We start from the raw sequence: 17,185 nt of genomic DNA, 5'->3' as shown, positions 1-17,185 counted from the left end.
CATCCTGTCATTCCTGCGCGTTTAGGAGTGACCAAAATAAGCCCGGCCTCAGTGCCGGGTTTTTTATTGCCCGTAAGAGGCCCTCAATCGGGCCTGCATGACCAGGACCAACCTATGCCCGAACCAGCAAGCACGACCGCCGGCGTCCTGCTGGTGAAGTACGGCGTGATCATTGGTGGCTTCGCCGGGGCGATCCTCTCTCTGACGTTCCTGCGAGGCCTCACCCGTGGCCAGGCCGTAGCGGCCTTCTTCACTGGCTTCACCTCAGCAGTTTTCTGCACTCCACTCGCAATCAGCTTCTTCAAACTCGAGACCGGGAGTGAAACCCAATACGGCGTGGCCTTCCTGATAGGCCTTCTGGCAATGAACATCATCCCAGTGTTGAAGTCACTGGTAGGACAGTTCGGAGCCAAAGGAGCTACCTGATGAACACGACCATCGTGTCGGCGATGGCAGCCGCGGACGCCTTCCTGTGCGTCCTGGTGGTGATCGCCGCCTGTGACTACCTACGCCGGGTGCGCCCGATAGATCAGCCCATGCTGTCCGTCGCGTTCTACCTGGTAGCAATCGGCGCCTTTGGCTCGTTCCTTGGCGCCATGCAAAGCCAGCTGGTAAGCCCGTTCGGCGTGATGGTGCATGCGGGGATCGTCCTGTATGCCTGGGCGCGGCGTGGGCACGTATTCAAGGTTGCGTGACCCGCACCACAAAACAGAGGTGCGCCGTTTCGTGGCGCGGAGTAGTTACGTTTTCGGGGTTCGGAGTTAAACCTCTTCACCGCGCATGGCTCGGTCGAATTCATCCTGGGAGAGACCCGGCCTTGTGGCGGTGAACCCGTTTGATCCGCAATCAATGCTGTACCCGAGCCTCTTTACAATCTCGAAGTCGAGTCCAGACTCTCTGCTGATCTCAGACCACAGGTACGTTTTAATCGGCTGCGTCTGCTGCTTCAGCAGCCGGTTAACAGTATCTTCGAGAATCGAAGCGTCCCGGTTTTCTGAGCTTGCTTTGGCCTGCTTCCTGGCATCGCGCCCGCGATAAGTGTTGCGCTTCACATAGATTGGGTAGCTAACCATGTCGACACTCCGTGTTGGACTGGGAGTTTAATAATGGCTACTCGCCATTCTTTCAAGGTCCAGGTGAGCTATGAGCAGACCGATGCCTCCTGCTGACCTTCTCGAATCGCTCTGGCTTACCCTGCGCCCGGCAACCGGTGTATGGGACTGGGTACAGAGCGAGATCCTGGCTCCTACAGGCAGCATCCATAACCCCGAGCATGCTCACCTGATCGACGCTAACATCGGTGTGCTTTGGGCATCGACGGGGTTCGCCAAGCAGGGGCGGGTAGTGCTTGGCCAGGCCGAGCAGCTGATGTTCCGCGCCGGTGGATGGCAGAAGGCTCGGCAAGAGCAGCAGATGCGAGAGTGGTTCGGCGAGGAGCCCACCTACCTCATCACGCTGGCCGCTGACTACTGTGCCCAGTGCACCGATGCCGAGTTCTGCGCCTTGGTCGAGCATGAGCTGTACCACATCGCCCAGGCGACCGATGAGTACGGCGCTCCCAAGTTCACCCAGGACGGCATGCCCAAGCTCTACCTGCGTGGCCACGACGTTGAGGAGTTCGTCGGTGTGGTCAGGCGCTACGGTGCCAACGAAGGTGTACAGCAGCTGATCGACGCTGCAAGCCGGCCGCCCGAGGTGGCCAAGATCAACATTTCGAGGGCCTGCGGAACCTGCCTGCTCAAGTCGGCCTGAATCCTGACAGGTCCTGACGGATGATATTCACATGGCAGCACTACGAAGCGAGGTCAAAGCCTTCATTGTTCAGGCTTTGGCCTGCTTCGATACACCCAGCCAGGTGGTGGAGGCCGTCAAGAAAGAATTTGGGGTAGATGTCAGTCGCCAGGTGTGCGAAGGGCATGACCCAACTAAGTACGCCGGGCGTGGCCTGGCCAAGCGATGGGTGGAAATGTTTCATGCATGCCGGGAGCGGTTCACGGCCGAGACGGCAGATATTCCGATCGCGCACCGCGCCTACCGCCTCCGTGCGCTGGGCAGGATGGCCGAGAAGGCCGAGAGCATGAAGAACATGGCGCTGACTGCCCAGCTACTGGAGCAGGCGGCCAAGGAAGTCGGTGACGTGTACGTGAACCGGCAGACCAAGGCGGATGTGCCGCAGGAGAACGCGGTACCTACTTCCGTGCAGGTAACCGTGATGGATGCGAGGAAGCGCGATGCCGACGCTTAATTGCCCGCAGGCCACCTTCATCAACATGCCGCACAAGTTTCGCGGCTTCGTGGCCGGCTTCGGCTCGGGCAAGACCTGGGTAGGCTGCGCTGGCATCTGCAAGCACGTTTGGGAATGGCCCAGGATCAACTCCGGCTACTTCGCCCCGACGTACCCGCAGATCCGCGATATCTTCTTCCCGACCATCGAGGAGGTCGCCTTCGACTGGGGCCTCAAGGTCAAGACGAAGGAGAGCGACAAGGAGGTCGAGTTCTACAGCGGCGGCCAGTACCGCAGCACGACCATCTGCCGCTCGATGGAGAAGCCGCAGACCATCGTTGGCTTCAAGATCGGTCATGCCCTGGTCGATGAGCTCGACGTCCTGCCCAAGCTCAAGGCTGAGCACGCCTGGCGCAAGATCATCGCCCGTATGCGTTACAACGTGGACGGGCTCAAGAACGGCGTAGACGTCACAACGACCCCCGAGGGGTTCAAGTTCGTCTTCCAGCAGTTCGTGAAGCAGTTGCGCGAGAAGCCAGCGATGCAGGGCATGTACGGCCTGGTGCAGGCCAGCACGTTCGACAACGAGCTGAATCTGCCGCCGGACTACATCCCATCCCTGATGGACTCCTACCCGGAGCAGCTGATCCTGGCCTACCTGAACGGCCAGTTCGTCAACTTGAACTCCGGGTCGATCTACACTGCCTACAACCGCAAGCTGAACGGCAGCCACGAGTCTGTGCAGCACGGCGAGCCTATCTTCGTGGGCATGGACTTCAACGTCGGCAAGATGTCGGCCATCGTCCACGTCAAGCGCCTGGGCATGCCCCATGCGGTGGGCGAGATCATGAACGGCTACGACACGCCCGACATGATCCGCCAGATCAAGGAGCGCTACTGGCTGTACGCCGAGGGCAATTACCGCAAGACGCGCGAGATTCTGGTTTTCCCTGATGCCTCGGGCAAAGGCCGGAAATCGGTCAATGCGAGCACCACTGACCTTGAGCTGCTTCGCCAGGCCGGGTTCACCGTGATGGCCCCAGAGGCAAACCCGCCGGTGAAAGACCGGATCAACGCCATGAACGCCATGTTCTGCAACTCGGCGGGCGAGCGACGCTATCGGGTCAACACCGACCTCTGCCCAACCTACGCCGACTGCCTCGAGCAGCAGATCTGGGCGCCAACAGGTGAGCCGGACAAGAGCCAGGGTAATGACCATGCCAACGACGCTGGCGGCTACTTCATCCACCATGACTATCCGATCGTCAAACCAGTGATCGTGACCCAATCCTTGAGAATGTGACCATGAGCGATAACCCAAGCATCACGCTTCCCGCCGTCGACGAGATGCGCGGGTACTGGGCCGTGATCACGCCACTCATGGGCGGTACGATGGCGATGCGCGCGGCGGGCAAGAGGCTGCTGCCGCAGTACCCGGCAGAGTCGGACGAAGGTTACCGGGAGCGCTTGCGCCTCTCGACCCTGCTGCCGGCGTATTCCGAGACGGTCGGCAATATGACCTCGCGGGTGTTCGCCGAGCCACTGCAGCTGGGCGACGATGTGCCCGAGCAGATTGCTGAGATGGCCACGGACATCGACCGCGCCGGTAACGATCTCAACTCCTGGGCTGTCGAGTTCTTCCGTGATGGCTTGGGGCTAGGCCTCTGCCACGCATTCGTTGATCACCCGCCGGCCGGCGACCTGAAGACTCAGGCCGACGAGCAGGCTGCAGGGGTTCGCCCCTATGCAGTTCTGGTGAGGCCCTCGCAGGTCCTCGGCTGGCGCTCCAAGGGCGGCGTCCTGACCATGGTCCGCTACCGGGAGGTAGTCGAGGAGGAGGAGGGTGAGTTCGGCGCCAAAAGCGTCGAGCAGATCCGCGTCCTGCTCCCTGGCAAATGGCGCACGTACCGGCGCGGCACAACAAAGGCCGCGTGGGTGCTGCACGAGGAGGGCACTAACAGCCTGAGCCGCATCCCCTGGGTCACTTTCTACACCGGCCGCACTGGCTTCATGACGGCCAAGCCGCCACTGCTGGAGCTGGCACACCTGAACGTCAAGCACTGGCAGAGCCAGAGCGACCAGGACAACATCCTGCACGTCATCCGCGTGCCGATCCTGGCTCGCATCGGCGTGCAGATGCAGTTCACTGACCAGGGCAAGGTGATGCCGCCCGAGTTCAAGGTCGGCACCGGGTCGTTGACCGACCTGCCTCTCAATGGCGACCTGAAGTATGTGGAACACACCGGTAAGGCAGTAGAGGCAGGTAGAACCGCGCTGAAAGACCTGCTCGATGAGATGCGGATGGCTGGCGGCAAGCTGCTCACGCCAGAGAAGGCCGCGACCAAGACCGCGACCCAGGCTGAGGAGGAGGCGGCACAAGAGCTGTCGCCCCTGCAGCGGATGTCCAACCACTTCGGCGACTGCCTGGCGCAGCTGCTCCAGTTCATGGCCGAGTACCGCAGCCTGGGCGATGGTGGCGCAGTCGAGATGCGCGGCAACTACGACGTCGACTTCATGCCAGAGGTCTCCCTGCCGACGCTGGTTTCGATGGCCAATGCCGGCATGATCTCCAAGGAAACGCTATTCACCGAGATGCAGCGCCGCGGCGTGATCAGCGACGAATACGACTGGGACGATGAGCGGGCGAAGATCGAGGCCCAAGGCCCGGCCCTCGGGGCACTGTGATGAAGACGGCCAACGAGAAGCTGCTGAACGAGCTGATCGGGCATGAGGTCGACCTGTCCAGGCTGAGCAACAGCCAGGTCGTGACCATCATCAAGATCCTCAACAGCAAAGACGCCGACCTTCGCGCGGCGCTGATCGAGGCTATCGAGAATCTCGGCACCGACCTGTCGGCCGCAGCTGTCGATATCGCCCTGTCGGCGGTGCTGCGGATCAACCAGCAGACCTTCATTGAGATCCGCCTGGCCATGGACCAGTTGACCGACGGGCTGATCAGCTACGAGCTGGCGTTCCAGCAGAGCACGCTGCGGGCCATTCTCCCGGCCCTGGTGCAGGATGCATACCCGGTCGTCTCCCCAGCGTTCAGCGCGGTGAAGTCGATCGCGCAGGCCCGACCGTTCCAGGGGCGCTTGCTGAGGGAGTGGATGGCTGGCATCGAGTCCAGCCGCGCCGCCACAGTGCGCGACGCTGTGCGCTCGGGCGTGGTCGAGGGGCGCACCACTGCGGAGATCGTCCGCACGGTCATGGGTAGCCGGGTTCAGCAATACGCCGACGGGGCCCTCCAGAAGGCCAGGCGCGACGTTGAGGCGGTGGTGCGGTCTGCGGTATCCCATACAGCCGAAACGGCCAGCGACGCAGCGTACGAGGCCAACAGCGACATCATCAGCCACGTGGAGTGGCTCAGTACGCTGGACAACCACACGTCGTCCGACTGCCGGATCCGCGACCGGATGCCCTACACCCTGGGCACCTACAAGCCCATCGGCCACACGATCCCGTGGCTGGCCGGGCCCGGGCGCATCCACTTCTGCTGCCGCTCCTCCAAGGTTCCGGTGCTCAAGAGCGCCAAGGCCCTGGGCTTCAGCGACGGCGCAACGCGGGCGAGCATGGACGGCCAAGTACCCGGGTTGACCACCTACGCCGAATGGCTGAGCAAGCAGTCAGCAACGCGCCAGGACGAGATCCTTGGCCCGGAGCGTGGCCGGCTGATGCGTGAGGGCGGGCTTAAACTCAGCACCTTCTACAACGACAAGGGCAAGCTGCTCACGCTTGAAGAGCTTCGCTTGAAACTTGAATGACGTTCTTCAACGGCTCATTAACCCATTGTTCGCGGGGCTGGGGCTCGTCTAAGCTGTGCCTTCCATTGCTAGGAGAGCACCTATGAGCGACAAAGACGAGCTGGAGCATCACGACGACGATCGCCTGTGTGAAAATGATGACGGTGCAATTGCAACCGTCCTTCGTAACGGAAAGTGGATTTGCACAGATTGCGATACGAGGGGGTCAGGAACTTCTGACCTCAACGATTAATACCTGATACGCGTTTACGAGCCCTGGCATCTGCCGGGGCTTTTTTATGCCTGCGGTTCGGATGGACGGGGCGCAACTGGGGCCGGATGGCTCATCAACTGGCCGGATGGCCCAGAGAGACGACATGAAACTCAAGACCGTTGAAGTGGATGGCAAGCAGTACGCCGTGATCGAGGATGGCAAGCCGGTCTACGTCGAGGACGATGGCAAGGAGGTCGCCTTCGATGCCGTGGGCACCCGCAACACCATCACCCGGCTTAATGCCGAGGCCAAGTCGCACCGCGAGCGCGCCGACGGCTTCGAGAAGACCGCCAAGGCGTTCGAAGGCATCGAAGATGCCGCGGCCGCCAAGAAAGCCCTGGATATCGTCGCCAACCTCGACGCCAAGAAGCTGGTGGATGCCGGCGAGATCGAGAAGGTGAAGGGCGAGATCAGCAAGGCCTTCCAGACCCAGCTCGACGAAGCCAACACCAAGGCGCAGGGCTTCGAGCAGCAGCTGTATGCCGAGAAGATCGGCGGCAGCTTCGCCCGCTCGCAGTTCATCGCCGAGAAGATGGCGGTTCCGGCTGACATGGTTCAGGCCACCTTCGGCAACAGCTTCAAGATCGAAGAAGGCAAGGTCGTCGCCTACGACGCCCAGGGCCAGAAGATCTTCAGCCGCAGCCGCCCGGGTGAGCTGGCCGACTTCAACGAAGCGCTCGAAACCCTCGTCTCGCAGTACCCCCATCGCGACCACATCCTGAAGAGCTCCGGTGCCAATGGCGGCGGCGCACCGAACGGCGGTGGTGGCAACAAAACCACACAGGGCAACTTCGGTGGCACCAAGGCAGAGCGCCTGGAAGCCATGAAAGGCCTGATCGCAAGCGAATAAGGAGGCCCAATGGCCCTTTCGAACATGAAGGTGTTCAACGAATACCTTCGCCACGCCACCATCGAAACCCTGACCCAGGACGTCGACAAGTTCAACGCCGCCTCGGCTGGATCGATTCGCCTGACCACTCAAGGTATCGACGGTGACTTCCTGCAGGAATCCTTCTGGGCGGGCCTGCACGGCGCTCAGCGTCGCGTTGACCGTTACGCCGCGAATGGCAACCAGGCGGCGACCCCGCTGTCGCAGAAACAGTACGACTCGGTGAAGATCGCCGGCGGCTTCGGCCCGATCCTGTGGGAGCCTGCGCAGCTGTCCTGGGTGCAGAAAAACCCCGAGGAAGCGCTGGAAGTCATCAGCCGCAACCTGTCCGAAGCCATCGTCTCGGACCAGCTGAACACCGCCATTGCTGCGCTGGTCGCGGCCATCGGCAACCAGCCGGGCGCGCTCAACGACGTGTCGGCTACCGCTGGCGTCGACTACATCGCCATCAACGGTGCCCACGCGCTGTTCGGCGACGCCTCGGCACGACTGATCGCCCAGGTCATGACCGGCGCCCAGTACCACGCGCTGATCGGCAAGAACCTGGCCAACAACCAGCAGCTGTTCCAAGCGGGCGGTGTTCTGGTCGTCGATGTGCTGGGCAAGTCGGTCATAGTCACCGACGCCCCGGCGCTGTACGAGGCCGGCACCCCGAACAAGCAGAAGGTGCTCAGCCTGGCCGACGGCGCGGCCATGGTGATGGATGGTTCCGACCTGATCACCAACATCGAAACCTCCAACGGCAAGGAGCGCATCGAGACCACCATGCAGGCCGACTACACCTTCGGCCTGGGCCTCAAGGGCTACACCTGGGACACCGCCAACGGCGGCAAGTCGCCGACCAACTCCGAGCTGTCCACCGGCACCAACTGGGACCTGGTGGCGAACAGCATCAAGGGCTCGGCCGGCGTCATGACCATCGGCGACGCCACCAAGTAACCGGTACCGCGCCCTTCGGGGCGCCTTCCTCAGGAGATCGCCATGAGCGAAACCATCATTTACGAGCAACACCCGGTCTCGGCAGAGCGCAAGACCTACCTGCGTCGCAAGGGTTACAAAATCATCGACGCCACGTTCGCGCCGGACGGTTATGAGCATCCCGAGCCGATCAAGGAAGGTAAAGCCACCAAGGCCAGCAAGTCCGCAGCTGAAAAGAAAGCTGCTGAAGAGGCCGAGCTGAAGGCAAAGCTTCAGGCGGCCCTGACCGAAAAGGGCGTCCAGTTCGGGCCTGAGGCCAGCCTGGAAGACCTGCAGAAGTTGCTGGACGAGGCCAAGTAATGAACACCTACATCAGCATCGAGCAGGTCGACGCTCTGCTGGGCCAGACCTGGGCGCCGGATGAAAAGAAGGCGCGTGCGGTGCTGATGGCCAACACCTGGCTCACCAACCAGGGCCTGCCTGAGTTCGACACGGTTCCCACCGACGTCGTGCAGGCGGGCGCAGAGGTGGCACTAGAGGCGGCGGCTGGCAACCTGTTCCAGGCGAAGGAAACCGGCGTGCTAAGCAAGTCCGTGGATGCGGACGGGGTGTCGAGCAGCAAGACCTACTCGGCTACGTCCAAGGCCATCAGCGCTGGTGAGTCCTTCGCCTTGGCCCTGCTGGCGCGGTATCTAGGCACCGGCCAGGTCAAGATCGTCAGGGGGTGACATGGGGCTTCGACGCGAGTTACAGGCCGAGCTGGCTCAGGCCTTCGATACGGATCTGGCCGACGCAGTGGCTGTGGTTGATGGCAGCCGGTCTGTACCTGGCACCTATGACCCTGAGAAGGGCGGCAGTACGCCAGCGACAACGCTGCACTATGTCGGTCGCGGTGTCTTCGGCCAGTACAAGGCCCGGGAGATCGACGGTACGCGCATCCTGGCGACAGACGTGCGCCTCAAGGCGCTGCAGAGCGATCTGCTCGTGAAGGACGGCGGCACGGTCACAGACGACCCTGCTACCCCAGCCATCGGTGATCGCATCAGCGGCTACCGAGTCATGAACGTCGGACAGGACGCGGCCAAGGCCACCTGGACCATTCAACTGAGGAAGTGACCATGGCCCGCGGCTCACACATGACCAGCCGTTACGGCGGTCTGGACGGCGGGTTTGCTACGCAGCTGGAGCAGTTCGCAGAGGCCGCCAAGGAGGCGATGGACCTAACCTTCCGTGAGGTCGTGATCATGGTCGGCCGGAGTCTGGTGACCATGTCGCCGGTCGGCAACCCGGATCTCTGGAAGGTGAACGTTGAGGCCCAGGGCAGCGCGGCTGAGCAGATCGCGGCTTACAACACCAAGGCGGCGGCCATCAATGCCGGCATCACTGCCGACCAGGCCAACTACACCAAGAGCGGCAACCTGAAAGGCGGCCTGCGACTGCGCAAGCCGCTGACCAAGCGTGAACAGCGCGAGAACTTCGGGTTCGGCGTTCGGAGGGCTGGCCAGGGCTATGTGGGCGGTCGCTTTCGTAGCAACTGGCAGCTCACCACCGGCGTACCGGCGGCAGGCGAGATCGAGGACATCGAGAGCGCTGGCGAGACGCTGGACAGGCTTCTCCTGGCTGCCGGTGATCTCTCAGCCGGAGAGGTCGCATTCATCGTTAACAACCTCCCGTATGCCATCCCTCTGGAGTACGGCCACAGTTCGCAGGCGCCGGGCGGCATGGTGCGGATCACCGTCGCCGACTTTCAGCGCATCGTCGAAGAAGCCACCAGGACCCATCGAGCATGAGCCAAGCACGAGCCAGGCAGGCCATCGAGATCAAGTTGATGGCCTGGGCCACCGCGCGCCCTATCCGGGTCGCGAACTTCGAGCAGGGGTTCGTGGCCGGGGCCGACGAAACCTACCTGCAGGCGTTCCAACTGCCAGCGGGCACCACCTGTCGCTATCTGGGCAGCGATGCCTACGAGTACACCGGCGTCTACCAGGTGAGCATCGTTTGCCCGGCGGGCCAGCCGTTGGCTACAGCCGAGGCCTTGGTGGACGAGCTTTCGAGCCTCTTCAGGGCGGACTCTGAACTCAGTCGCAACGGCTTCGAGGGCTTGGTCACCGAACCAGTTGACCAGGGCCCAACCATCACCGAGTCGGCGACCTACACGGTCCCGGCCAGCTTCACCTACCGCGGTGTCGCGGACCAACCGCCCGCTGGGGCATAACCAACCGCCGCCCGGCGGCAACAACGAGGAAACACTCCATGGCCGCAAAATTCCCGCTGCCGAACGGCGCCGTGCTGGAAATCGCCAGCGTTTTCGGCGCAGCCGTCGCCTTCACCGCCCTGACCAATGCCGCGCCACCGGTGGCCACCGCTGCCGATCACGACATCACAAACGGCGACATCATGCTGGTCAGCTCCGGCTGGGCGCTCATCGCCGACCGCGCTGTCAGTGCCGCAAACGGGGCTGCCGACACATTCGCGTTGAAAGGCCTCAACACCACCAATACGGACAAGTACACCCCTGGCGCCGGAGTGGGCTCGGTCCTCCCCGTGACCGCTTGGGCACAGATCTCCAAGGTGACCGCGTTCACCTCGGCTGGCGGTGAACAGCAATACCTCACCGTGGGGTATCTGGAAGATGACGATGACCGCCAGTTCCCGACCAACCGCAACCCGATCACACTGTCGATCACCGTCGAAGATCAGCCGGCCGCCGCCTACGTCGCTCTGGTCGAAAACTACGGCGACAGCAAGGAGCTCGTTGTGGTGCGTCTCAAACTGCCAGGTGGCGACCAAATCCTCTATCCAGGTTACGTGAGCATCACCACCACCCCGACCATGGACCGGAACAACCTCATGACGCGCACCATCAGCATCGCGCTGTCGGGCCGTCCCGTTCGCATTCTGGCCGGCGCGTAAGGAACCCTCATGGCGAAGATCAAAATCGCGCAGAACCCCACTTTCGCTGCCGTGGTGCAGGTTCCGCGAATTGGCGCCGAGCCGGCGCCGGTGGAATTCCAGTTCCGCTACATGAACCGCGTGGCCCTGTCGGCAATGTTCGACCGCTGGAACAAGGCCCGCGATGCCTGGGCGGAGAAGGCCCATAAGGACGGGGCGACGTGGGAGGAGGTCACCACCGGTGAGATCGCTCTGCAGGCCGAGCAACTGGGCGAGATCGTCACTGGCTGGGATCTGGAGGACGAGTTCAGTGCCGAGGCCATTGTTGACCTGGTGCGCACCTGCACCGGCGCTCCGAAGGCGGTCATCGACGCCTACCAGGCCGCCTACAGCCCGGCCCGCCTGGGAAACTGAGGGCGGCGGCCCGGGCCTGCTATGAGTCTGGTCCGTCCGCCGAGCAACTGGCGGCGCTGGGGCTGACCCCAGAAGACATCGAAGAGGAGGAAGTGGAGGTATGGCCCGACGCCTGGCCAGCCTTCCGCCTATTCGATGCCCTGGCCACGCAGTGGCGGGTGGCTTCGGGCGGTCCGTCCGGCCTGGACTACACCGCTATTCCCGCAACAGCCGCAATGCTCGGTATCAAGCGCCGCGACCTCACCGACATTTTCCCCGATCTCCGCGTCATGGAGGTTGAGGCCCTGGCCGTCATGGCCGAATCGATGGAGTAGATCATGACCACCATTGCCTCTCTCGGTCTTCAGATCGACTCCGGTGATGCCGTCGAGGCCAAGGACAACCTCGACCAGCTGACGGATGCCGGCAAGCGCAGCGAAGAGTCAGCTGGACGAACTGGGCGTGCCTGGGAGACTGCTCTGGGCAGCCTGCAGGGTGACACCCGGCAGATCGTGCAGGAGCTTCAGGCGCTCAACGCTAAGCAGACAGAGCTGGCGCAGCAAATGGCGACCGTGGGGCGAGCCGTTACCAACGCATCCACGGCGTTCAACAGCGCCGCCGCCAACATGGGGGCTTTCCGGACTGAGGCCGCGCAGGCGGGCAAGGTGCAGGAAGCGCTGACCAGCGCTACTGACGCCGGTGCCCAGGCCGGACGGCGCGCTGCCGAATCTGCCGACGAGCAGCAGGCAAGGATTCTGGCTGTGGCCAAGGCCTCGCTGGAGGCCAGCCAGTACGTTCAGTCGCTGAACCGGGCGACCGAGCAGAGCGCCGAGGTCACCGCCCAGGCGAATGCCGTGCTGTCGGACAGCGCCAGCCGTCAGGCGGCCATCAACAGCCGGGCCCAGGCCCTCATCGCCACGGAGGAGCGTCAAGCTGAGGCGGCGAAGAAGGCCGCCGGCGCGCATCGGGAAGAAGGCCAGGCGCTTGAGGAACTGCTGGGCAAGATTGACCCGACCGTCGCAGCAATGAGTCGCCTGGACCAGATGGAGCAGAAGCTGAAGGGCTTCCGCACCAGTGGCGCGCTCGATGCGGAGACGTTTGGCGAGTACCAGGCGAAGATCGACCAGGCGCGCACGGCACTGGGCGGGGCCGATGTTGCGCTGAACAAGACTGGCATGTCGGCCAAGGCCACCGCTGCCGCACTGCGCGGCGTACCGGCGCAGTTCACCGATATCTTCGTGTCGCTGCAGGGTGGCCAGGCCCCACTCACCGTGCTGCTGCAGCAGGGCGGGCAGCTCAAGGACATGTTCGGAGGCATCGGTCCAGCAGCTAAAGCCCTTGGAGGCTATGTCCTGGGCCTGGTGAACCCGTTCACCGTCGCGGCTGCTGCCGTCGGGGTGCTCGGCTACGCCTACTACTCGGGTAGCGAAGAGGCCGTAGGCTTCCAGAAGGAGCTGATCAAGACCGGTAACGCCGCCGGTACAACGGCGGATCAGATGTCAGGAATGGCGCGCCAGGTCGCGGCGACAGTCGGCACCACTGGCGCCGCGGCGGAAGTGCTCACCCAGCTGGCAGGTAGCGGCAAGATCGCTTCCGACAGCTTCGTCGAGATCACCGAGGCCGCCCTGGAGTGGCGAACGGCAACCGGCACGGCAATTGAAGAGACCGTGGCCGAGTTCGTGAAGATCGGCAAAGACCCAGTAACGGCCGCGAAAGACCTAAACGAGCAGTACAACTTCCTCACCGCTTCGACCTATTCGCAGATCGTGGCACTGAAGGAGCAGGGCGACACCATCGGCGCCGCCAAGCTGCTAACCGACACATATGTCGACACCATCAAGAACCGTAGCAAGGAGGTCACGGATAACCTGTCGATCTGGGAGCGTGGCTGGAAAACGCTTCGGGGAGAGATTGCTGCAACGGTCGATTCGGTCAAGGACATTGGCCGGGATCAGGACATCGCAAGCCGCATCGTAGATTTGCAGCGTCAAGTCGCGGCAGCCCAGAGTGCCGTGAATGGCGACCCAAGCGACACGGCGGCGCAGGAGAAACTGACCAACACCAGCCTTGAACTCAAAGGGCTCATGCAGCAGAGGGATACCCTCGACGCAATTGCCAAGGCGCGGGCGCTGGACACTCAGCAGCAACAAGCCGCGATTATTGCTATAGGCAAGGTAGACGCGCTGGAGAAATCCGCCAGAACCAATGCCGAGAAGCGGGCGGACGCGCTGAAGGAATACAGCAAGTCTCTCGATGCGATCCGCAAGGTCAACCCGAATGATGAGCGGCTGAAACCCGAGAACATCGCCCGGGTGCAGGCTGACATCGCCAAGCAGTTCAAGGACACCGGCGGGCGAACCGCTTCCGTCGACCTCTCCGGCTTCAACGACCAGAAGAACGCCCTGGCCGCCATCCTGGCCGAGTACAAGAACCACCAGAAGGAGCTGGATGCCGCGCAGAAGGCCGGGATCATCCCCCAGGACTCGTACGCTGCCCAGCGCGCCGCGATCATCGAGCAGCAGAAGGCCGAGGTCACCAATGCCTACGAGGCGGAGATAAAGGCGCTGGAGGAAGCCAAAGGGCGCAGCAGTACCACAGCCCAGCAGCGCATCCAGCTGGACCAGAAGATTGCCGACGCGCGGGCCAACATGGTCAAGGCGCAGAAGGATGCCGACTCGGAGTTAGCCGTACTGGCCTCGAACGAGGAAGGTCGACTGCGCAAGCAGGCTCAGGCGGTGCAGACCTACACCAGCGCACTTGATCAGCAGGTGCAGGCATTGCGCAAGCAGGGGCAGCGGTCTGCCGAGGGCCTCGGGTTGGGCGATCGCCAGCGCAGTTTGCAAGATCAGCAAAACGGCATCACCGACCGCATCAACCAGCAGCGCCTGGACCTGGCCAACCAGTATGGTGATGGCTCCCGCGGCATGAGCCTCGATGAGTACAACCAGAAGCTGGCAGCCCTGAGCAAAACCGAGCGGGACCTGCAAGAAACCACCATCGCCAACTACGACCTTATGACCCAGGCCCAGGGCGACTGGCGCAATGGCGCATCCTCGGCCTTCCAGAACTATCTGGAACAGGCGCGGGACGTGGCGGGCCAAACCAGAACGCTGTTCACCAATGCCTTCAGCTCCATGGAAGACGCGGTGGTGAACTTCGCGATGACGGGGAAGTTCTCGTTCGCAGACTTCACCAAGTCGGTCCTGGCGGATATGGCGCGGATTGCCACGCAAAGGGCTATAGCAGGTATCGCCGGCAGCATCTTGGGTTCTGTAGCTGGAGCCTACTTTACCCCCGGTGGTCAGACGGTGAGCACGAGTGGTTTCAGCGAGGGCGGATTTGTCCCCAACGCCAAAGGCGGTGTCTACGACTCACCGAGCCTGTCGAAATTCAGCAACCAGGTGCACGACACGCCGCAGTTCTTCGCATTCGCGAAAGGGGCTGGGGTGTTCGGCGAGGCTGGGCCCGAGGCGATCATGCCGCTGACCAGGACCCCCGACGGAAACCTCGGCGTTCGCGCCGTGTCGAGCGGAAGCGGTGGCGGCACATCGATATCGATCAATGCTCCAGTGAGCATCAGCATTCCAGACCGCAGCGATGAGGGGCTGACCCTCGACCAGACCCTGCTACAGCAGAACATGCAAAAGCAGGTGCAAGTTGCGGCAGAGAAGGCTGTTGCCGATTCGTGGCGCCCTGGTGGCGTGAGCTACCGCAACACCCAAGGGAGACGCTGATGGCGATCGAAACATTCCGCTGGCCGACCGAGCGCGGCGAAACGCCTGACATCAACTACCGGGTTCGCGAATCGCGATTCGGTGGCGGTTACCGGCAGGTGGTGGGCGATGGGCCAAACAATAAAGAGGACAGTTACCCCGTCACCGTAACCGGAACGAAGGCTCAAGTCCGCAAGGTCATGGAGTTCTTCGACCGGCACGGTGGTGCCAAGGCATTTCTCTGGTCTACGCCGCTCGGCGATCTTGGGCTGTTCACCTGCCCTGACCCCAAACCCACCCCTGTTGGCGGCGGCCGATTCAAGGTCACCGCTACCTTCGAGCGGGCTTTCCACCCATAAGGAACAAGCATGTCACTGATCAAGGACATCCAGACCCTGGAGCCCGGCAGCGAGGTGCTGCTGTTCGAGCTGGATGGCTCGGACTTTGGTGCCGACATCCTGCGGTTCCATGGGCATGCGATACCGCACACGCCACAGGAGTTGGCGACTGCCGGCGCCAATGCTGACCAGCTAACCGCCAAGTCGATCTGGTGGCAGGGCAATGAATACGGCGCCTGGCCCATGCAGATCGAGGGTATCGAGGCAAACTCCGACGGTACCGCAGTGCGGCCCACGCTGTCGGTGGGCAACGTCAAAGGGCGGATCACGGCACTGTGCTTGGCGTTCGATGACCTGCTTGAGTTCAAGCTGACGATGCGCCACACCATGGCGCGATACTTGGACGCCTCGAACTTCCCTGATGGGAACCTCGAGGCCGATCCCTCCGAGGAAGCGATCGAGGTCTGGTACATCGACCAGAAGGTTTCCGAGAACGGCACCACGGTTGCGTGGGAGCTGGCCAGCCCTGGCGACGTGGGCGGTGAGACGATTGGCCGGCAGATGACCCAGCTTTGCCACTGGGCGATGACAGCCGGCTACCGTGGCCCCAATTGCGGCTACACCGGCCCGTACTTCGACCTTGACGGCAACCCGACTGACAACCCGGCTAAGGACCAGTGCAACGGCTGCCTCGATTCTGGCTGCGTCGTCCGCTGGGGCCAGGGCAACCAACTACCCTTCGGCGGCTTCCCAGCCGTATCCCTGATCGCCCGGAGCTGACCATGCGCAAACACATCCTCGCCGCCGTGCAGACGCACGCCGCGGCTGAATACCCGCGAGAGTGCTGCGGGCTGATCATTGCTGCTGGCCGATCGCAGCGGTACATCCCCTGCGACAACACTGCCGCCGAGCCTGGCGAAGAGTTCCGGATCTCGGCCGAGCAGTACGCCGCGGCCGAGGACCAGGGCGAGGTAGTGGGCATCGTCCACTCGCACCCGGACGCCACCAGCCGGCCGTCGCCGCGTGACCTTGCCATGTGCGAGGCCACAGGCTTGCCCTGGCACATTCTGTCCTGGCCGGAGGGAGACCTGCGCACTATCACTCCCGCTGGCGAGACACCGCTGCTTGCTCGGCCATTCGTGCACGGCGCCTGGGACTGCTGGCAGGTCTGCGCAGACTGGTACAAGCGAGAGTGGGGGCTGGAGTTCCCGGCCTATGCCCGGGACGATGGATGGTGGGAGCAGGCCGCAGGCCCAAGCCTGTACGAACAGGCTTATGAGGCAGCCGGGTTCTACCAGGTCAGCCAGCCGCAGCGTGGCGACATGATCGTGATGGCGGTTGGGCGTACGGCACACCCGAACCACGCTGGCATCTACCTGGGCGCCGACGCCCAGTTGCAGGAGGAGAATGCCGAGGTCTTCGGCCCTGGGCCCTTCATGCTGCACCACCTGCTGGGCCGGCCATCAGAAATCATCGTGTTCGGCGGGCCATGGCTCGATCGAACGCGCCTTGTATTGCGTCATCGTGACGCGAAGTGAAGCGGCAAGGCCGCAGGAGAAGAACATGCAGCAGAGCTATGTACTTACCATCCGTGACCTGTTCACTGTGCGCCAAGGCGCAATGGTCGGTGATCACGCAGAAGTCGCAATCCTTGATGGCGGCATTGAAATCGACCGAATAAAAATTTCCGGAAAAATCGGTCCTGGTGGAGATGGTTACCACCGGAAGTACGATGGCGGCCCTGGGTTGTCGGCCAAGCTTTTGACCAAGGTTGGTCAGATCACTTTTGCGGCGATCTGACCTA

General features: G+C 62.7%; 24 protein-coding genes. 23 read left to right on the top strand and 1 reads right to left on the bottom strand.

The genetic code is table 11. The features are described 5' to 3' along the window. The first annotated feature begins 114 nt into the window (after window positions 1–114). Entirely contained in the window at window positions 115–426 is a 312-nt protein-coding gene (locus HU737_RS12860) for a peptidase M48, Ste24p (RefSeq protein ID WP_186554923.1), read from the top strand. After that, the gene (locus HU737_RS12855; RefSeq protein ID WP_186554921.1) at window positions 426–695 is read left to right on the top strand and encodes a hypothetical protein; all 270 of its coding nucleotides are present in this window, start codon (window positions 426–428) and stop codon (window positions 693–695) included. The genes HU737_RS12860 and HU737_RS12855 overlap by 1 nt, the downstream gene beginning before the upstream one ends. Before the next feature lie 66 nt (window positions 696–761). Here the strand turns inward: HU737_RS12855 and HU737_RS12850 are convergent, their stop codons facing one another. Beyond that, complete coding sequence (locus HU737_RS12850; RefSeq protein WP_186554919.1) at window positions 762–1,073, bottom strand: hypothetical protein; 312 nt, start codon at window positions 1,071–1,073, stop codon at window positions 762–764. 82 nt (window positions 1,074–1,155) lie between these two features. Here HU737_RS12850 and HU737_RS12845 point away from each other — a divergent pair, with 82 nt between their 5' ends. From HU737_RS12845 to HU737_RS12745, 21 genes are all read left to right on the top strand, one after another. Next, window positions 1,156–1,752, top strand: a complete 597-nt coding sequence (locus tag HU737_RS12845) for a putative metallopeptidase (protein ID WP_186554918.1) — start codon at window positions 1,156–1,158, stop codon at window positions 1,750–1,752. Window positions 1,753–1,783: 31 nt separating this feature from the next. Then, complete coding sequence (locus HU737_RS12840; protein WP_186554916.1) at window positions 1,784–2,245, top strand: DUF2280 domain-containing protein; 462 nt, start codon at window positions 1,784–1,786, stop codon at window positions 2,243–2,245. Further along, complete coding sequence (locus HU737_RS12835; protein ID WP_186554914.1) at window positions 2,232–3,527, top strand: terminase large subunit domain-containing protein; 1,296 nt, start codon at window positions 2,232–2,234, stop codon at window positions 3,525–3,527. Before HU737_RS12840 ends, HU737_RS12835 begins: the two co-directional genes overlap by 14 nt. 2 nt (window positions 3,528–3,529) lie before the next feature. Beyond that, a complete protein-coding gene (locus tag HU737_RS12830) occupies window positions 3,530–4,909 on the top strand; it encodes a DUF4055 domain-containing protein (RefSeq protein ID WP_186554913.1) in 1,380 nt (459 codons plus the stop codon). Further along, window positions 4,909–5,985, top strand: a complete 1,077-nt coding sequence (locus tag HU737_RS12825) for a hypothetical protein (RefSeq protein ID WP_186554912.1) — start codon at window positions 4,909–4,911, stop codon at window positions 5,983–5,985. The genes HU737_RS12830 and HU737_RS12825 overlap by 1 nt, the downstream gene beginning before the upstream one ends. Before the next feature lie 82 nt (window positions 5,986–6,067). Further along, the gene (locus HU737_RS12820) at window positions 6,068–6,217 is read left to right on the top strand and encodes a hypothetical protein (RefSeq protein WP_186554910.1); all 150 of its coding nucleotides are present in this window, start codon (window positions 6,068–6,070) and stop codon (window positions 6,215–6,217) included. Between the two features lie 124 nt (window positions 6,218–6,341). After that, on the top strand, window positions 6,342–7,088 hold the full coding sequence (locus HU737_RS12815; protein WP_186554908.1) for a DUF6651 domain-containing protein: 747 nt from the start codon (window positions 6,342–6,344) through the stop codon (window positions 7,086–7,088). A 9-nt stretch (window positions 7,089–7,097) separates the two neighbouring features. Further along, the gene (locus HU737_RS12810) at window positions 7,098–8,066 is read left to right on the top strand and encodes a major capsid protein (protein ID WP_064314667.1); all 969 of its coding nucleotides are present in this window, start codon (window positions 7,098–7,100) and stop codon (window positions 8,064–8,066) included. Between the two features lie 42 nt (window positions 8,067–8,108). Continuing rightward, window positions 8,109–8,405 carry a hypothetical protein gene (locus HU737_RS12805; protein WP_186554906.1) on the top strand — a complete coding sequence of 99 codons (297 nt, stop codon included), beginning with the start codon at window positions 8,109–8,111 and terminating at the stop codon, window positions 8,403–8,405. Then, window positions 8,405–8,773: a hypothetical protein gene (locus HU737_RS12800; protein WP_186554905.1), complete on the top strand. Its 369-nt coding sequence runs from the start codon at window positions 8,405–8,407 to the stop codon at window positions 8,771–8,773. The genes HU737_RS12805 and HU737_RS12800 overlap by 1 nt, the downstream gene beginning before the upstream one ends. A gap of 1 nt (window position 8,774) precedes the next feature. Next, window positions 8,775–9,161, top strand: coding sequence for a hypothetical protein (locus HU737_RS12795; RefSeq protein ID WP_186554903.1), 387 nt, complete (start codon window positions 8,775–8,777; stop codon window positions 9,159–9,161). 20 nt (window positions 9,162–9,181) lie between these two features. Further along, window positions 9,182–9,835, top strand: coding sequence for a hypothetical protein (locus tag HU737_RS12790; protein ID WP_225915612.1), 654 nt, complete (start codon window positions 9,182–9,184; stop codon window positions 9,833–9,835). Then, window positions 9,832–10,260 carry a phage tail terminator-like protein gene (locus HU737_RS12785; protein WP_186554899.1) on the top strand — a complete coding sequence of 143 codons (429 nt, stop codon included), beginning with the start codon at window positions 9,832–9,834 and terminating at the stop codon, window positions 10,258–10,260. The genes HU737_RS12790 and HU737_RS12785 overlap by 4 nt, the downstream gene beginning before the upstream one ends. A gap of 38 nt (window positions 10,261–10,298) precedes the next feature. Further along, on the top strand, window positions 10,299–10,958 hold the full coding sequence (locus HU737_RS12780) for a phage tail protein (RefSeq protein ID WP_186554898.1): 660 nt from the start codon (window positions 10,299–10,301) through the stop codon (window positions 10,956–10,958). Window positions 10,959–10,967: 9 nt separating this feature from the next. Then, window positions 10,968–11,351 carry a phage tail assembly chaperone gene (locus tag HU737_RS12775; RefSeq protein ID WP_186554896.1) on the top strand — a complete coding sequence of 128 codons (384 nt, stop codon included), beginning with the start codon at window positions 10,968–10,970 and terminating at the stop codon, window positions 11,349–11,351. Further along, a complete protein-coding gene (locus tag HU737_RS12770; RefSeq protein ID WP_437182255.1) occupies window positions 11,348–11,665 on the top strand; it encodes a DUF1799 domain-containing protein in 318 nt (105 codons plus the stop codon). The genes HU737_RS12775 and HU737_RS12770 overlap by 4 nt, the downstream gene beginning before the upstream one ends. A 3-nt stretch (window positions 11,666–11,668) precedes the next feature. Beyond that, a complete protein-coding gene (locus tag HU737_RS12765; RefSeq protein WP_186554895.1) occupies window positions 11,669–15,064 on the top strand; it encodes a phage tail tape measure protein in 3,396 nt (1,131 codons plus the stop codon). Next, window positions 15,064–15,402 carry a phage tail protein gene (locus HU737_RS12760; RefSeq protein WP_186554894.1) on the top strand — a complete coding sequence of 113 codons (339 nt, stop codon included), beginning with the start codon at window positions 15,064–15,066 and terminating at the stop codon, window positions 15,400–15,402. Before HU737_RS12765 ends, HU737_RS12760 begins: the two co-directional genes overlap by 1 nt. A gap of 9 nt (window positions 15,403–15,411) precedes the next feature. After that, window positions 15,412–16,161 (top strand): phage minor tail protein L, encoded by a 750-nt coding sequence (locus HU737_RS12755; protein ID WP_186554892.1) that lies wholly within the window; start codon window positions 15,412–15,414, stop codon window positions 16,159–16,161. A gap of 2 nt (window positions 16,162–16,163) precedes the next feature. Then, window positions 16,164–16,919: a C40 family peptidase gene (locus HU737_RS12750; protein WP_186554891.1), complete on the top strand. Its 756-nt coding sequence runs from the start codon at window positions 16,164–16,166 to the stop codon at window positions 16,917–16,919. Between the two features lie 25 nt (window positions 16,920–16,944). Beyond that, complete coding sequence (locus HU737_RS12745; protein WP_186554890.1) at window positions 16,945–17,181, top strand: hypothetical protein; 237 nt, start codon at window positions 16,945–16,947, stop codon at window positions 17,179–17,181. Window positions 17,182–17,185: the final 4 nt, after the last annotated feature.

Origin of the sequence: Pseudomonas urmiensis, from assembly GCF_014268815.2 — a bacterium.
GTDB classification, from domain to species: Bacteria; Pseudomonadota; Gammaproteobacteria; order Pseudomonadales; family Pseudomonadaceae; genus Aquipseudomonas; species Aquipseudomonas urmiensis.
Note: the sequence above shows the minus strand (reverse complement) of the source record. Positions and strands in the feature narration are given on the sequence as shown.

Bases quoted from the DNA above. Each gene is read 5' to 3' on its own strand.
- HU737_RS12860 (WP_186554923.1), top strand. From the start codon at position 115: ATGCCCGAACCAGCAAGCACGACCGCCGGCGTCCTGCTGGTGAAGTAC.
- HU737_RS12855 (WP_186554921.1), top strand. From the start codon at position 426: ATGAACACGACCATCGTGTCGGCGATGGCAGCCGCGGACGCCTTCCTG.
- HU737_RS12850 (WP_186554919.1), bottom strand. From the start codon at position 1,073: ATGGTTAGCTACCCAATCTATGTGAAGCGCAACACTTATCGCGGGCGC.
- HU737_RS12845 (WP_186554918.1), top strand. From the start codon at position 1,156: ATGCCTCCTGCTGACCTTCTCGAATCGCTCTGGCTTACCCTGCGCCCG.
- HU737_RS12840 (WP_186554916.1), top strand. From the start codon at position 1,784: ATGGCAGCACTACGAAGCGAGGTCAAAGCCTTCATTGTTCAGGCTTTG.
- HU737_RS12835 (WP_186554914.1), top strand. From the start codon at position 2,232: ATGCCGACGCTTAATTGCCCGCAGGCCACCTTCATCAACATGCCGCAC.
- HU737_RS12830 (WP_186554913.1), top strand. From the start codon at position 3,530: ATGAGCGATAACCCAAGCATCACGCTTCCCGCCGTCGACGAGATGCGC.
- HU737_RS12825 (WP_186554912.1), top strand. From the start codon at position 4,909: ATGAAGACGGCCAACGAGAAGCTGCTGAACGAGCTGATCGGGCATGAG.
- HU737_RS12820 (WP_186554910.1), top strand. From the start codon at position 6,068: ATGAGCGACAAAGACGAGCTGGAGCATCACGACGACGATCGCCTGTGT.
- HU737_RS12815 (WP_186554908.1), top strand. From the start codon at position 6,342: ATGAAACTCAAGACCGTTGAAGTGGATGGCAAGCAGTACGCCGTGATC.
- HU737_RS12810 (WP_064314667.1), top strand. From the start codon at position 7,098: ATGGCCCTTTCGAACATGAAGGTGTTCAACGAATACCTTCGCCACGCC.
- HU737_RS12805 (WP_186554906.1), top strand. From the start codon at position 8,109: ATGAGCGAAACCATCATTTACGAGCAACACCCGGTCTCGGCAGAGCGC.
- HU737_RS12800 (WP_186554905.1), top strand. From the start codon at position 8,405: ATGAACACCTACATCAGCATCGAGCAGGTCGACGCTCTGCTGGGCCAG.
- HU737_RS12795 (WP_186554903.1), top strand. From the start codon at position 8,775: ATGGGGCTTCGACGCGAGTTACAGGCCGAGCTGGCTCAGGCCTTCGAT.
- HU737_RS12790 (WP_225915612.1), top strand. From the start codon at position 9,182: ATGACCAGCCGTTACGGCGGTCTGGACGGCGGGTTTGCTACGCAGCTG.
- HU737_RS12785 (WP_186554899.1), top strand. From the start codon at position 9,832: ATGAGCCAAGCACGAGCCAGGCAGGCCATCGAGATCAAGTTGATGGCC.
- HU737_RS12780 (WP_186554898.1), top strand. From the start codon at position 10,299: ATGGCCGCAAAATTCCCGCTGCCGAACGGCGCCGTGCTGGAAATCGCC.
- HU737_RS12775 (WP_186554896.1), top strand. From the start codon at position 10,968: ATGGCGAAGATCAAAATCGCGCAGAACCCCACTTTCGCTGCCGTGGTG.
- HU737_RS12765 (WP_186554895.1), top strand. From the start codon at position 11,669: ATGACCACCATTGCCTCTCTCGGTCTTCAGATCGACTCCGGTGATGCC.
- HU737_RS12760 (WP_186554894.1), top strand. From the start codon at position 15,064: ATGGCGATCGAAACATTCCGCTGGCCGACCGAGCGCGGCGAAACGCCT.
- HU737_RS12755 (WP_186554892.1), top strand. From the start codon at position 15,412: ATGTCACTGATCAAGGACATCCAGACCCTGGAGCCCGGCAGCGAGGTG.
- HU737_RS12750 (WP_186554891.1), top strand. From the start codon at position 16,164: ATGCGCAAACACATCCTCGCCGCCGTGCAGACGCACGCCGCGGCTGAA.
- HU737_RS12745 (WP_186554890.1), top strand. From the start codon at position 16,945: ATGCAGCAGAGCTATGTACTTACCATCCGTGACCTGTTCACTGTGCGC.